Below are 13589 nucleotides of genomic sequence, written 5' to 3'. Positions count from 1 at the left end.
TCTCTTGCGTGGTCACGCCTTGACCGCACCTTCCATGAGTCCGCCGACGATCTGGCGGCCGAACGCGATGAAAACGATGAACAGCGGCAGGACCGATGCCGCGGTGCCGGTGAACAGCATCACGTAGTCGGTTCCGTGGGCCTGGTTGAGCGCCGCGATCGAGGTCTGGACCACCGGGTTGTCCGGGTTCAGCACGATCAACGGCCACATGAACTCGTTCCAGGTCTGCATGAAGACCAGGAGCGTGAGCACCGCCATTCCCGGCCGGAGCGCCGGGAGGATGACGTTGAGATAGATGCGCATGGTGGAGGCGCCGTCGACACGGGCCGCCTCGACCAGTTCGTCCGGCACCGCCTGGGTGGCGTACTGGGTCATCATGAAGACCCCGAAGCCGTTGACCAGGAAGGGCAGGATCACCGCCTTCAGCTGACCGGTCCAGCCGAGCGTGACCATGAGCTCGTACAGTGGCACGACGCCCATCTGCTGGAGCGGGACCATCATCGTCACCAGGATCAGGCCCAGCAGGATCTTGCTGCCCCTGAAGCGCAGCTTCGCGAAGGCGAAGCCGGCGAGGGTGGAGATCAGCACGACCGAGACCGTCACGGTGACCGAGACGATGGCCGAGTTGATCAGGCCGGTCATGAAGTAGGCGTCCTCGGTGGACAGCAGTCGCGCGATGTTCTCACCGAGGTGGCCGCCGGGGAACAGCGGCGGGGGTACGTCGATGGCCTCCTCGTTGGTCCGGGTGGCCATGATGAACATGTAGTAGATGGGGAACGCCGACAGCACGAGGGCGAAGGCCAGGACGACCTTCGTCAGCGGGCCCGCGTCCCAGATGCGGTTTCGCGCGGCCGACTGGCCCGAGGGGCGTCGGGAGTGCTGCGCGGGGGGCCGCCGGAGCTGGGTGGCCGTCACTTGGAACCCCCGATACGGCGGGTGAAGGAGTAGTTGATGAGTGTCCCGATGAGGATCAGTGCGAACAGCAGCCACGAGGCCGCGGCGGCGTAGCCGAAGTCGAAGTCGCGGAACGCCTCCTTGACGATGAACATCGCCACGGTCTGGTACTGGCCGGTGGCGCCACCGCTCATCGTCGGGTTGCCGTCGAACATGACCGGCTCGGTGAACAGCGTCAGGCCGCCGATGGTGGAGATGAAGACGACGAAGATGATCGTCGGGCGGAGCATCGGGATGGTGATCTGCCAGAACTGCCGCCTGGGCGTGGCGCCGTCGATGGCGGCGGCCTCGTAGAGGTCCTTGGGGATGGTCTGCATGGCGGCGAGCAGGATGATCGAGTTGTAGCCGGTCCAGCGCCAGTCGATCATCGTGGAGATCGCGATCCACGCGGACCACTTCTCGTTCTGCCAGTTGATCGCGTCGACCCCGAAGAAGCTCAGGAACCAGTTGATCATGCCGTAGTCGCGCCCGTAGAGCTGGGTGAAGACGACGGCGACGGCGACGACGGAGGTGATCAGCGGCAGCAGTACGCCGAGGCGGAAGAAGAGCCGTCCCCGGATGCGCTTGTTGAGCGCGTTGGCCAGCAGGAGGGCCAGGACGAGCTGCGGGATCGTCGACATGACGAACATGCCGAGGGTGTTGATCACCGCGTTCCAGAAGGCCTCGTCGGTGATCAGCTCGATGTAGTTGTCGAGGCCGACGAGAGTCTTGTCTCCGGCGAGCTCCCAGTCGTGCAGGGAGACCCAGAGGGTGTAGCCGAGGGGGAAGACGCCGAAGACGGCGAAAAGCAGGAAGTACGGGGATACGAGGAAGTAGGGGGTCGCCCGGAGGTCGAAGCGAGACCACCCACCGCCCTGCTTCGGTCCGCGGCGCCCGCCGGACCGGCGGGGGCCGGGCCGTGGCGGCGCGGCCGGGGAGTCGACGTGCAGTGTCATCGGTCAGAGCCTTTCAGCGGGGGCAGGCGACCGGCCCGGCTGCGGGATCGCCACAGCCGGGCCGATGCGGGGCGGTACGGGGATCAGCCCGCTGCCTTGACGCCGGCCTCAAGGAACTTGGTCCAGGCCTGGTCGTAGGGGACCGAACCCTGGTCCATGCCCTCGAGGACCTTCTCCACCGCGGTCTTGACCTGGGCGTGCTTCTCGCCGAGGAAGACGGGCAGCAGGTCCTTGACCGAGGCACCGAAGATCTGACCGGTCGGCGCGTCGTTGAAGAACGGGTTCTTCAGGTCGGCGACCGCCGGGTCCTGCTGGGCGGGGATGGAGCTCGGGAAGGCCGCGGCCTCCTGGAAGGCCATGACGTGGCCCTCCTTGCCGGTGAGGTAGTTCAGAACCTCGGCGGCCTCCTTGGGGTGCTTGCTCTGCTTGGGAACCGCGAGGTAGGAGCCACCCCAGTTGCCCGCGCCGCCGGGCACGGCCGCGACGTCCCACTTGCCCTTGTTGTCGTCACCGGCCGCACCGGAGACCACGCCGAGCATCCAGGCAGGGCAGCCCATGGTCGCGAAGGCGCCCTTCTTGATCGCGGCGTTCCACGGCGGGGTGAACGAGGCGAGCTTGGCGGTCAGACCGGCCTCGCTGAAGTCCTTCACCGTGTCGAAGGAGGTCTTGATGGCCGGGTTGCTCTCGATGATGAGCTGGTTGTTCTTGTCGAAGTAGGCGACGTTGCCGTTCTTCGGCGCCTCCTGCGACAGGATCACGTTGTAGAGCGTGTTCGGGCCGTCGAGGAACTTGGGATCGGTCTTGCCGGGGTTGGCGGCCTTGAACTTCTCACCGATCGCCTTGAAGGCGTTCCAGTCCGGCCAGAGCTTGCCGACCTCCTCGCGGTCGGTGGGCAGGCCCGCCTTCTCGAACAGGTCCTTGCGGTAGCACATGGTCATGCCACCGATGTCGGTGCCAAGGGCGAAGAGCTTGTTGTCGGCGTTGATGCCGTTGTCCCACTTCGCTGCGGGGAAGTCGGCCTTACGGCTGTCCAGCCCGTACTCGGCGAGGTCGGTGAAGAACTGCGGGCGGGCCTTCATGAGACCCATCGCGCCCTCGTCCAGGGCGATGATGTCGGCCGCGCCGCTGCCCGCCTGCAGGCGCTGGAGCAGTTGCGGAAGATAGACGTCCTCGAAACGGTCGGTCAGGTTCTGGTACTTGACCTGGATGTTCGGGTTCGCCGCGTTCCACGTCTCCACGGCCTTGTCGTAGCCGAAGTTCTCACCGCCACCGAAGGTGTGCACGGTGATGGTTACCGGCTCGGCCGGGGCGGAGGAACCGCCCTCCGCGGCGGGTGCCGCCGGCTCGCTGGAGCTACATGACGTGATGGCCAGGGCGGTGGCCGCCATGACCGCGACGGCGGCGAGCTTGCCGTGTCGCTTGTTGTTCAACATTCCGGACCCCTCTCAGGTGGTCGCCCGAACTTCATTGGGAGGCGACATCGCGGACCGGTCCCCGACAAACGCGGTCGTCGCGACGAGATCGTTCCTCAATGTGCTTTTGGGAGCGCTCCCACGAAGAGTGGACGATGGGCAACCAGGACGTCAATATGCCGAAACTCAACCGTTACATCCAGCCGCTTTAGGTGGGACTTTTGGTGTGAAAAGTCGACATACCTCCCACAAGGGTGATTGGGAGCGCTCCCATCTCACGGGCATACCAGTTGGGGCATTTCGTGGCCGTGCGGGGCTCGCGGAGGGGAGAGAGAGGGGCGGGCGGGGTGGAATATGGAATATCGTCAGGGGCACCGCTCGAACGAGCGGTGCCCCTGGGAGTGTGATGACCGGTCCGCGTTCACCGGCGGGGGGCCGGGGCGGCCGGAGGTCAGTCCGAGTAGACCGGGTAGCCGTAACCGACGACCTGGGAGACGGGCCTGACGCGCTCCTCGACGGCGCCGTTGCCGGTGTTGCCCTCGATCGTGGTGATCGTGCCGTTCCCGTTGTCCTTCTTCACGAAGCCGACGTGGTCGATGCCCTCGATGCTCTTGCCGCCGGCCCAGTCGAAGTAGACGACGGCGCCGGGAGTGGGGGCGGTGCCCCAGTGTCCGTTGTTCTTGAACCACTTGGCGTGGGCGACGGTGTAGGCGTCCCAGCCCATCGTGGGGCGGATGCCGGCCGTCTCGCCGACCCAGGAGACGAACATCGCGCACCAGGGGGCGTTGGCGTACTCGTACACGCTCTTGCCGCCGTCGCGGGCCATGGTCTCCTTGGCGCGAGGGCTCGAAACGTACCAGGACTGGAACTTGGTTCCACCACCCTGGGCGTTCTCGCGGACACCGATCTGCTTGGAGGCGATGTCCAGGATCTGTGCGGCGGAGACCTTGGGAAGGCCCTCGGCGATGACCTGCAGGGAGGTCTTCGCGGCCCCGGCGTCCTGCGCGCGGGTGTCGGCGGGCGGTGCGTTCACGACGCCGTGGCCGTCGGCCAGAGCCGCGCCGGTGGTGCCCGTCGCGAGGACGGCGCAGGCGCCCAGGACGGCGCAGACGGCGCGGGGGGTGGAGGTGAGGCGATGCTTGGTCATGCGGGGGTTCGACTCCTTGCTTCGCTTCCATACCGCCTACCGGGTTAGCTGACGGGTTCGGGCTGGGAAGTGCCCTACGACGCATGAGTGCGTTGATTCACCCCAGGAACGTGGTTCCCCGGTTCCGCAGACTTCGCGGATTCGGCGGCCGTGCTCACCGACGGCGGAAGGTTCCGCCGGGTGGAGCGCGGTCGGGCAATGTGACGGCAATGCACAGATCTGTATAGACCTAGACAATTGCCATGAACAGGACGAACGTACGACAACCCGGCAGACGATTACAAGTGGGACACATTGCTCTGACTTGGTAATACGTCCCAAATGAGGGGGTACGGCGGGGTGCCGCCTGGCGAGGGAGGGGGGAGTCGATCACGCCCCTCCGGCGCCGGGCGCACCTTCCTCCAGGGGTGGAGGGGCGTCCGGGATCCCCCGCGTTCACGGCGATCCGGGTTTTCCCGACCCGCCCGAGAGGTGTCGGCCAGGGTGTGCTACCGCGCGATGGGAGACCCTCCGTCGAAGATCATATAATCACCATTTTTTAGAACAAGTATTCGATGGTAAAAAGTATGCGGATGGTAGGAGTTCTCCCATGGAAGTGCCGGAGAGCGCGCACGGGGCCCGGCGGCTCACGACCATGTCCGAAGAGGTTCTCGCGGCCTCCAGGTGATCGGGGTCCACGGCCGGCGCCTCCCCGCCCGGCCCGCGACGAAGAATCGTCGTGGCCCCGCCGACGCCGGCCCGCCCGACGGACATCCGGTCGTATCCGATCTCGGACGGTGGCGGCGGAGAGGTAAAGACCAGAGAGATCATCTGCAATCTCGCGTGGTCGGTTGTTCACCCGCAGTTCCCTGCTCCTTAAGGCCACCGGGTTAGGTTGTGCCAGTCGTGAACGGGTCATCGCCCGGCGTGGAGGACGGTCGAGACCACGCGCGGGAGCAGGATTCGGCCATCGCCTGGGTGGAGTCCCCGCTGCAGATGCTCTGCGCGGTGGAGGCCCACCATGCCGGGCTGCTCGGCGCCCGCAGCCATCTCGTCCCCCGGGCGAAACTCCGCCCGCTGGCCGTGACTGGCCGCGAACTCGGCCGCCTCACCCTGCCGAGAGGGCTTGAGCTCACCCCGGCGCGCCCGGACATGCCCCGGCCGCGCCGGGGGGAGACCTGGGCGGTGGGCGACGCCTTCTCCGGCAAGGTCCAGTTCCGCTGGCTCACCGCGTCCCCCGGCCGGATCGTGATCGTCGACGACGGGCTCGCCACCATCAGGCTCCTGGAACTGCTCACCGGCAGGACGGGAACGCCCCTGCTGAGGGCGAGGGGGAAGGCGGGGAGGCTCAGGACCGTCCTCGCCACGGCGGCCGGGCTCAGGCTGCGCGCCGCCGCCCGCGCGGGGCGGTTGTCGATCTTCACCGCGCTGCCGGTGCCCTCCGACCTGGCGAAGGCCGTACGTGCCAGGGGAGTCGAGCTGGTCACCCACGACTTCGCCTGGTTGCGGTCCCAGCCGCTGCGAAGGCCCCGCCCCGCCGAGCGCACCGTCGTCCTCGGCACCTCGCTGGTCCGCAACGGCCTGATCCACCGCGAACGCTACTTCGGCTGGCTGGCCGGGCTCGGATCGGCCGAGCCGGTGGCCTACTTCCCGCACCGCCGCGAGGACCCCGGCGACCTGGCCCGGGTCGGGGAGCAGCCGGGAATCACCGTCTACGACGGCGGGATCCCCGCCGAGATGACCCTGCGCGGCCTGGCCGCCGAGCAGCGGGTGCTGAGCCTGCCGTCCACCGCGGTCACCTCCCTGCGGGTCCTGCTCTCGGCCCGGGGGGTCGCCGTGGAGACGGTGGACGTTCCCGACGAGTGGTGGACGGCCGAGGCGGCGCCGTCACTGCGCTCCCACCTGTCGAGGTTCGCCCATCACGACACGGGAGTCACCGGGTCATGACCCGACGGCCGAGGCCGGGCGGGCTCGCCGCTCGCGCCACGCACACCGTGCCCGTACACGAAACCGGGGAATTCCCCGCCGGAGGTTTTCTTTGAAGGTCCTGGCCGTGGCCGACTCCGACTCCTACCTGAAGTGGGCGGCCTGCCTGCTGCGGGACCTGCCCGCAGGCTGTGAGTCGGAACTGGTGGTCGTCCGCACCCCCATCACCCCTTCGCCGGCGCAGATCCACGCCGCCGTGGCGGGCTCGGCGGCAGACCCGCCGGTGCTGTCGGCCCGCGCGCTGCGCCGGGCCGCCGAACGATTCGGACCCGACGTGGTGCTCGTCGCCTGTACGGGACCGGTGGTGGACGTGCTGACCGCAGACGTGCTGACCGGGCTGCGGCCCCGGCCGGTGTTCGTCTCGGGGCTGCCGGGCATCTCCGTCCCCGCCACCGAGAAGGCGTGGCTGTTCCGCAGCGGATGCGACCTGTTCGTGCTGCACAGCGGCCGGGAGGTCGAGGAGTTCTCCGAGATCGGCGCCAGACTGGGCGGGGGCGGCCAGATCGGGCTGGCCAGGTTGCCGTTCCTGCGCGGTGACGCGGAGATCGCCGCCACCGGGCCGCGCGACCGGGTGGTGTTCGCCACCCAGGCCAAGGTGCCCAAACGCAGGGAGGAGCGCGAACGCGTCCTGCTCGCCCTGGCCGAGCTGGCCGGAAGGCGGCCCGACCTGGACGTCGTCGTCAAGCTTCGGGCCCTGGACACCGAGCGTCAGACCCACAACGAGCGCTACCACTACCAGCGCCTGTGGCAGTCGCTCGCCGAGGAGGGCCGGGTGCGCGCCGAGGCCGTGCGCTTCGCGGTGGGGCCCATGCACGAGCACCTGGCCCACGCGGTGGGCTTCGTCACCGTCAGCTCGACCGCCGCGCTGGAGGCGATCGCCCAGAAGGTACCGCTCCTGGTGCTGTCGGACTTCGGGGTCGGCGCCGAGATGATCAATCTGGTCTTCGAGGACAGCGGCCTGCTCGGCACCCTCGACGACCTCTCCGCCGGGCGCTTCCTGCACCCGGACGACGCCTGGTGCAAGGTCAACTACTTCCACCCCGGTGGCGAGAGCGACTGGGTGTCGCGGATGGTCTCTCTGGTGGGAAAGGCTCGCTCCGGCCGCCTCGCCCCGGCGATGTCCCTGCTCGAAGGTCCCGAGTACGCCACCGCCCGCCGCCGCGCCCGCATGCGCGTGGAGGTGCCGCCGAACATGCTGCGCGTCGGCTACCGCGCCAAGCGCCGGATGCGCCGCTACCTCAAGGGGTTCGGCCGACTCTAGAGCACCGGTCGGGGTAAGGGCCGGGCGATGTCCGGCCGCCGGGTAAAACCGCGGTTCGCAACGGATCGGCCTGGCCGCGTCCCATGTCGATCAACGCTCCTGCGCGGTTACCCGACCGTCTCCCTGGGGGAGCGCCTTCGACAGGCGGTCGCGGAGCCTGCCCAGCGGGCTTCGCTCCCTGGGGGCGGCGGCCGGGGGAGCGGTGATCAGATCCAGGGCGCCGAGACGCTGGCGCTTGAAGTAGCGGGCGGTGCCGTGCGCCTCCAGGTAGGCGGTGGCGCTCTCGCGAAGCCCCGGATACACCTCGGCCCGCATGCAGTAGCCGACCGCGCTCACCAGGGCGGGAAGATCCACCGGCGGCGGTTCCTCCAGCGAGCCGTCCGCCGACAGGCGCGGCAGCAGGGCGTCGGCGATGGTGGCCGGGATCCGGTTGCTGTTCTCGTACGGGGTGAGCCGCTCCAGGACCGATTCGATGCCCGACGTCGCCACCGGGAGCCCGAAGTACCGGCTCGCGGTGATCAGGGCGGTGGAGAAACAGCCGACCACGAGCTCGGGCCTCAGCCCGGCGAAGCACGACTCGGCGGGTACGGTCTCCGCCACCACGTCGAGCTCGACGCCCAGCTCGGCGGCCGTCTCGCGCAGCCGCTGGGCATGCCTGCGCCCGGCGGCCGGGTGGGGCTTGAACAGCACACCGCGAAATCCCCGGGCGACGAGGCCGCGCAGCATGTCGGCGTGCAGTCGCGCCTCCTCCTCGGGGGTGATGATGCCGAGGGCGGACAGGTACTGTCCGAGAATCATCGCCCGACCCGAACGCGCGTCCCCGGTCTCCCCGCCGACCTTCCCGATCACGTCGAGGAAGGCCCGGCCGGGAAGAGACTCGGCGGGAACCCCGTACTCCGACAGCAGCAACGGTGTGAGGCCGGGCACCAGGTCGAGGTGGAGCAGGCGCGTGATCCGCCCGGAGATCTCCGACGGCAGCGGGTCGCGGGTCGGGCCGTAGCTCATCAGGCCGTCGGAGTAGACCGTGATCGGACAGTCCCTGACCAGCCCTCCCAGGGTCCTGGCCGGGGGAACCGCGACGGACTCCAGGATCAGCTCGGCGGGACCGTCACCCAGTGCCAGACGCGAGGCGACCAGGCGGCTCAGCATCGGCACCTCGACGACGCGGGCTCTCCAGTCCGAGGGATGCAGCGGGGCGATGATCTCGTTCCACGAGTGGAGTTCGTCGAAGCGCGGGCGCAACGCGGCAAAACCGGCCGCCTCGTCCAGGGGCGGGGTGATCTCCGGGATGGCCGCGTTGTTGGACACCAGCAGGATCCGGCGCCCTTCGCGGGGACCGAAGCGGCCGTCGTCGATCGCCGCCGCCAGTGTCATCGCGCCGAACAGGGTCGAGGCGTAGAACAGCTGCGTCATCACTCCTCCAGGAGTCTCTGCAGGATCTGGTCGCGTTCCGGGTCCAGACGGATCTGGGCGAGCAGATCCGGGGGGAAGCGCCTCAGGGCCGCGGCGCCGCGCTCCTCGAAGCGGGCGCGCAGCTCGGGGGAGAACCGCTCGCCCGTCTCCAGGTGGTGGGCGAGGAGCGCGAGGAACATCCGCACCGCCTTGGGGGTGAACTCCTCCTCCAGGCCCTCGAAGACCAGGTCGAAGGCGTCGAAGAAGTGCAGCTGCCTCGCGTCGCCGATCCGTGTCAGCGAGCCCGCCACCATCCGCCGGTAGAACAGCCCGGCCAGCGACACCACCGCGAAGGAACCCGCCTCACGGTGCAGCCGCCAGATCCACGGCCTGTCCTCGGCGGTGTGCAGGTGCCCCGGGAAGGTCAGCAACTCGCCGAGGTCGCGGCGGTAGATCCCCGCCCACGCGTACGGGTAGTCGACCATGGTCTTCGACTCGGCGGGCAGGATGTGGTCGCGCGGCTTCACCACCACCTCCCGGGTGGCGAGCGGCGCCCGGTGAATCGTCCGTTTCCTGCCCTCCACCTGGACGTGGTCGACCCGGACGAAGTCGCAGCCGAGCCGCTCGATCGCCCCGACCAGGCTCTCCAGGTATCCGGGCGCGAGCCAGTCGTCGCCGTCCATGAAGGTCAGATAACGGCCGGAGGCCAGGGAGACCCCGAGGTTGCGCGCGTCGGCCAGCCCGACCGGCGCCTCGTTGCGCAGCACGACCAACCCTGGCAGGTCGTCGCGGAAGTCCTCGATGATCTGCCCGGTCGCGTCCGCGGAGCCGTCGTCCACCACGATGAACTCGAAGTCCCTGCGCGCGTTCCTGGTCAGCGAGGTCAGCGCGTCACCGATGTAGCCCTCCGCGTCCCGCACCGGAACCACCACCGACAACTTGATCAACTCCACCCTCCCATCCCCACCTCATATCGACCCCTTCACCTCCCTCCCCACGGGACCACCCCCATGACGCCCCCGACGGGACTACCCGTGAGGCCGCGCCGGCGACTGGACTGAGGAGAGGGAGGTCGCGAGGAACGAGCGACCTCCCTCGACGAGGGAAGGAGCCGGACAAGAGCGGCCTCACCGCGACGCGCCAGCGTCGCCATTTACACTGTGACGCGGCGCAACCGCGACTTGGGAGCCTCTTCACCGGGGAAGACGCGCTTGACGCCGTCGCCCAGGGCGGTCTCGATGATCCGGATGTCGCGGACCAGGTGCTCCAGCCCGGCCGGCTCCAGGGAGGCGGCGTGGTCGGAGCCCCACATGGTGCGGTCGAGCGTGATGTGTCGTTCCACGGTCACCGCGCCCAGGGTCACCGCCGCGAGCGAGATCTGCAGGCCGCGCTCGTGGCCCGAGTAGCCGACCGGCACGCCGTACCGCTCCTGGAGGGTGATGATCGCGCGGAGGTTGGCCTCCTCGGGAGGCAGGGGGTAGGTGGAGGTGGCGTGCATCAGGACCAGCTTGGAGGTGCCGATGATCTCCACCGCCCGGTCGATCTCCTCCAGCGTGGACATGCCGGTGGACAGGATGATCGGTTTGCCGGTCGCGGCGAGCGCGCGGAGCAGTTCCAGGTCGGTCACGCTCGCCGAGGCGACCTTGTGGGTGACGACGTTCATGGACTCCAGGAACTCCACCGACGGCACGTCCCACGGCGAGGCGAACCAGTGCAGCCCGCGCTCCTGGCAGTACTTGGCGATCTGGGTGTACTCGTCCAGGCCGAACTCGGTCCTGATCTTGTACTCCATGTAGGTCATCTCGCCCCAGGGCGTCTGCCGGATCTGGTCGCGCTGCTCAAGCGGCACGCAGATCTCCGGCGTGCGCTTCTGGAACTTGACCGCCTGGCAGCCTGCCTCGGCCGCCACGTCGATGAGCCTGCGCGCGATGTCCAGGTCGCCGTTGTGGTTGATGCCGATCTCGCCGATCACGTAGACCGGCTGCCCGGCGCCGACGAGCGCGTCGCCGATCTGGACGGGCCTGGCGGTCGGGGTGAGCCGCAGCTCGGCGCGCGGCGCGGGGGCGACGGCGACCTCGTCCACCGGGCGGGCCGCGAGGACGCGGTCACACAGTTCCCGTACGGCCCCGGCGCCTCCTGGCCTGGTCAGTACGGTCCTGGCGGCGGCGCGGACCCTGGGGTGGGCGTCGGGGACCGTGACGGGCCAGCCGACGTCGCTCATCGGGCCCAGATCGTTGACGTCGTTGCCGACGTACGCGACGCGGGCCGGGTCGATCCCCTCGATGGCGAGCCAGTCGCGCAGCACGGTCCGCTTGTCGGTGAGGCCCTGCAGCACGGGCACGCCCAGCTTGCGGGCACGGGCCGCGACCACCGGGTTGTGCTCGGTGGACATGATCATCAGCTTGACGCCCGAGCGGCGCAGCAGCGAGATGCCCATGCCGTCGGAACGGCTCACCGCGACCGTCTCGCGGCCGTCCTGGTCGACGTAGGCGCGGTCGTCGGTGTGCACGCCGTCGAAGTCGGTGATCACCGCGTCCACGTCGATCGGCTCGGGCTCGTCGACGAAGGGGGCGAGCGCCCGTACGATCTCCAGGTCCTCGGGGGTGTCGATCTCGATGGCGTGGCGCGAGGGCACCTGCTGCACGGCGACGGAGCCGAAGAAGCGGTGGCCGTGCTCGCGCAGACCCTCGGTGCGCATCACGTAGAACGCGCCGGTCTCGCGGAAGTGCGGCTCGCGATCCTGGCGGCGGGGACGGTAGGACGGGTCGTGGTTCACGCCCGCGCCGGCGGCGTCCCAGAGGAACTCGTGGGTCTCCAGCCCGGAGAACACCACGTCGGCGCTGCCGTCCAGGACCTTCGCGATCGCGCCGTCCAGGTCGGCGGGGTCGATGAACGCGCTGGTGCACTGCACCAGGATGACCACGTCGGGAACGTCGGGGACGTGGTCGAGCGCGTGGAGCACGGCGGACTCGCTGGAGGCGGTCGAGCCGCTCAGCTCTCCCGGCCTGTCGATCACGGTCGCGCCCGCGGCGCGGGCGACTTCGGCGATTCCCTCGTGATCGGTGCTGACCACGACCTCGTCGACCAACTCGGCGCGCACGCAGGCTCGTACCGCACGGGCGACCAGGGGAGTGCCGCCCACCGCGGCCAGGTTCTTCAGGGGGACCCCCACCGAACCTCCACGGGCGGGGACAACGGCCAGGACTCGCAAGGTGGCTCCTCATGACATACGGCGAACGCCCCTGAGCTGGGGTGTCATAGGAACCTAGCTACGGGGATAGACCGAAAAGGGGTGTCTGAGCTGAACGTCCAGAGTCGCCAGTCTTAACTTTCCGCGCCGCCGGGAGCCCCAGCCGGGAGCGGGCGGAGAAGAAGGACGAGGGCCTGCTGCTCGTGGCGCTGGACGAGGACGAGTCGGGGGTCCTCAGGCCGCCGCGCCGATGGAGCCCATGAGCAGAGGAAGCGAGCGTTCGAGGCCGCGGCGCCAGTAGGGCCAGGAGTGGGTACCGGGGCCGTAGAAGTCGACCGCCACGTCGACGCCGTTCGCCCTGGCCCGCTCGACGAAGGTCGCGGCCTGGAGGAGAAGGGAGGCCTCGCCCTCGTCCCGGGCCTCGGAGACGTCGTCCAGCGGTCCGGGGGCGCCGTCGCCGCTGGAGACGAAGAGCCGTATCCCGCGCAGCGCGCCGGTGAGGTCGGCCGGGTTGTGGGCGGCCCACCGCGGATCCTCGGGGGGACCCCAGAGCTTCACGGACTTCTCGCCGTACTGCCCGAGCAGCCAGTCGACGCCGCCGTTGCCGTCGCGGGTGTGCAGCACCCCGGAGAAGGAAGCCGCGGCCTGGAACATGCCGGGGTGGCGGGCCGCGTACGACATCGCCCCGAACCCGCCCATGGACAGCCCCGCCACCGCCCGCCGGTCTCCGGCGCCGTAGTCGCGCTCCAGGATGGTCCGTACCTCGGCGAGGTGGAAGGTCTCCCAGCCGGGGCCCTCGCGCCAGTCGGAGTAGAAACCGACGGTGCCTCCCTCGGGGACGACCACGAGCGCGCGGTAGCCGGAGGTGAGCTCCGCGGCGCCGCCCTTGGTGATCCAGGTGTCGTAGCCGGACTGGCAGCAGCCGTTCAGCAGGTACAGCACCGGCCACGGACCCGAGCCCGGCGCCCATCCCTCGGGCAGCAGGACCCTCACCCTGCCCTCGCGGCCGAGCGCGGCGGAGGTGACGGTGAGCTCGTGGTCGCGCTCGCCCAGCTTCTTCACCGCGACGGTGGAGACGTGGATGCCCTCCTTGCCGTGCGTGCCTGTCGAGGACGGTGGCAGCAGTGCGAGCAGCACCGCCCCGACCGCGACGGCGGCCAGCAGGAGCACTCCCAGACGTACAGCGGTGCGGTTCACGCCGCCAATCCTGCCGCCTCCCACTGATCGCGTGAAGCCCACTTGCCGTACCGGCCACGAAGCGGTGTCTTTTCGCGGAGGCACCGGAGCTCATGGTCGATGCGGTTCGGCTGATCCGGATCGTCCGTTCGTATCG

The 13589-nt window shown here is 69.3% G+C and carries 10 protein-coding genes and 1 riboswitch; of the genes, 2 read left to right on the top strand and 8 right to left on the bottom strand.

Features of this window, described 5'->3' with window-relative positions; all coding sequences use genetic code 11:
• Positions 1–12: 12 nt before the first annotated feature.
• The 4 genes from ACFY3V_RS10995 to ACFY3V_RS10980 form a co-directional block, all read right to left on the bottom strand.
• Positions 13–915: a carbohydrate ABC transporter permease gene (locus ACFY3V_RS10995; protein ID WP_389772256.1), complete on the bottom strand. Its 903-nt coding sequence runs from the start codon at positions 913–915 to the stop codon at positions 13–15.
• Complete coding sequence (locus tag ACFY3V_RS10990) at positions 912–1889, bottom strand: sugar ABC transporter permease (RefSeq protein WP_350943621.1); 978 nt, start codon at positions 1887–1889, stop codon at positions 912–914. Before ACFY3V_RS10990 ends, ACFY3V_RS10995 begins: the two co-directional genes overlap by 4 nt.
• An 83-nt stretch (positions 1890–1972) precedes the next feature.
• The gene (locus ACFY3V_RS10985; RefSeq protein ID WP_350943619.1) at positions 1973–3322 is read right to left on the bottom strand and encodes an extracellular solute-binding protein; all 1350 of its coding nucleotides are present in this window, start codon (positions 3320–3322) and stop codon (positions 1973–1975) included.
• A 430-nt stretch (positions 3323–3752) separates the two neighbouring features.
• Positions 3753–4448: a CHAP domain-containing protein gene (locus ACFY3V_RS10980; RefSeq protein WP_362896981.1), complete on the bottom strand. Its 696-nt coding sequence runs from the start codon at positions 4446–4448 to the stop codon at positions 3753–3755.
• An 18-nt stretch (positions 4449–4466) separates the two neighbouring features.
• Positions 4467–4605, bottom strand: a riboswitch (cyclic di-AMP (ydaO/yuaA leader).
• Between the two features lie 728 nt (positions 4606–5333).
• Here ACFY3V_RS10980 and ACFY3V_RS10975 point away from each other — a divergent pair.
• Positions 5334–6374: a hypothetical protein gene (locus tag ACFY3V_RS10975; protein WP_350943616.1), complete on the top strand. Its 1041-nt coding sequence runs from the start codon at positions 5334–5336 to the stop codon at positions 6372–6374.
• 91 nt (positions 6375–6465) lie between these two features.
• Positions 6466–7674 (top strand): DUF6716 putative glycosyltransferase, encoded by a 1209-nt coding sequence (locus ACFY3V_RS10970; RefSeq protein ID WP_389772250.1) that lies wholly within the window; start codon positions 6466–6468, stop codon positions 7672–7674.
• A gap of 90 nt (positions 7675–7764) precedes the next feature.
• Here the strand turns inward: ACFY3V_RS10970 and ACFY3V_RS10965 are convergent, their stop codons facing one another.
• From ACFY3V_RS10965 to ACFY3V_RS10950, 4 genes are all read right to left on the bottom strand, one after another.
• A complete protein-coding gene (locus tag ACFY3V_RS10965; RefSeq protein ID WP_389772247.1) occupies positions 7765–9087 on the bottom strand; it encodes a polysialyltransferase family glycosyltransferase in 1323 nt (440 codons plus the stop codon).
• Positions 9087–10019, bottom strand: coding sequence for a glycosyltransferase family 2 protein (locus tag ACFY3V_RS10960; protein ID WP_389772245.1), 933 nt, complete (start codon positions 10017–10019; stop codon positions 9087–9089). Before ACFY3V_RS10960 ends, ACFY3V_RS10965 begins: the two co-directional genes overlap by 1 nt.
• Positions 10020–10219: 200 nt before the next feature.
• On the bottom strand, positions 10220–12277 hold the full coding sequence (locus tag ACFY3V_RS10955; protein WP_389772242.1) for an N-acetylneuraminate synthase family protein: 2058 nt from the start codon (positions 12275–12277) through the stop codon (positions 10220–10222).
• Positions 12278–12490: 213 nt separating this feature from the next.
• Positions 12491–13453, bottom strand: a complete 963-nt coding sequence (locus ACFY3V_RS10950; RefSeq protein WP_362896975.1) for an alpha/beta hydrolase family protein — start codon at positions 13451–13453, stop codon at positions 12491–12493.
• Between the last annotated feature and the right edge of the window lie 136 nt (positions 13454–13589).

The sequence above is a fragment of the Streptosporangium sp. NPDC000095 genome, from assembly GCF_042899335.1.
Lineage (GTDB): Bacteria > Actinomycetota > Actinomycetes > Streptosporangiales > Streptosporangiaceae > Streptosporangium.
This window is presented reverse-complemented; position numbering and strand designations above follow the sequence as displayed.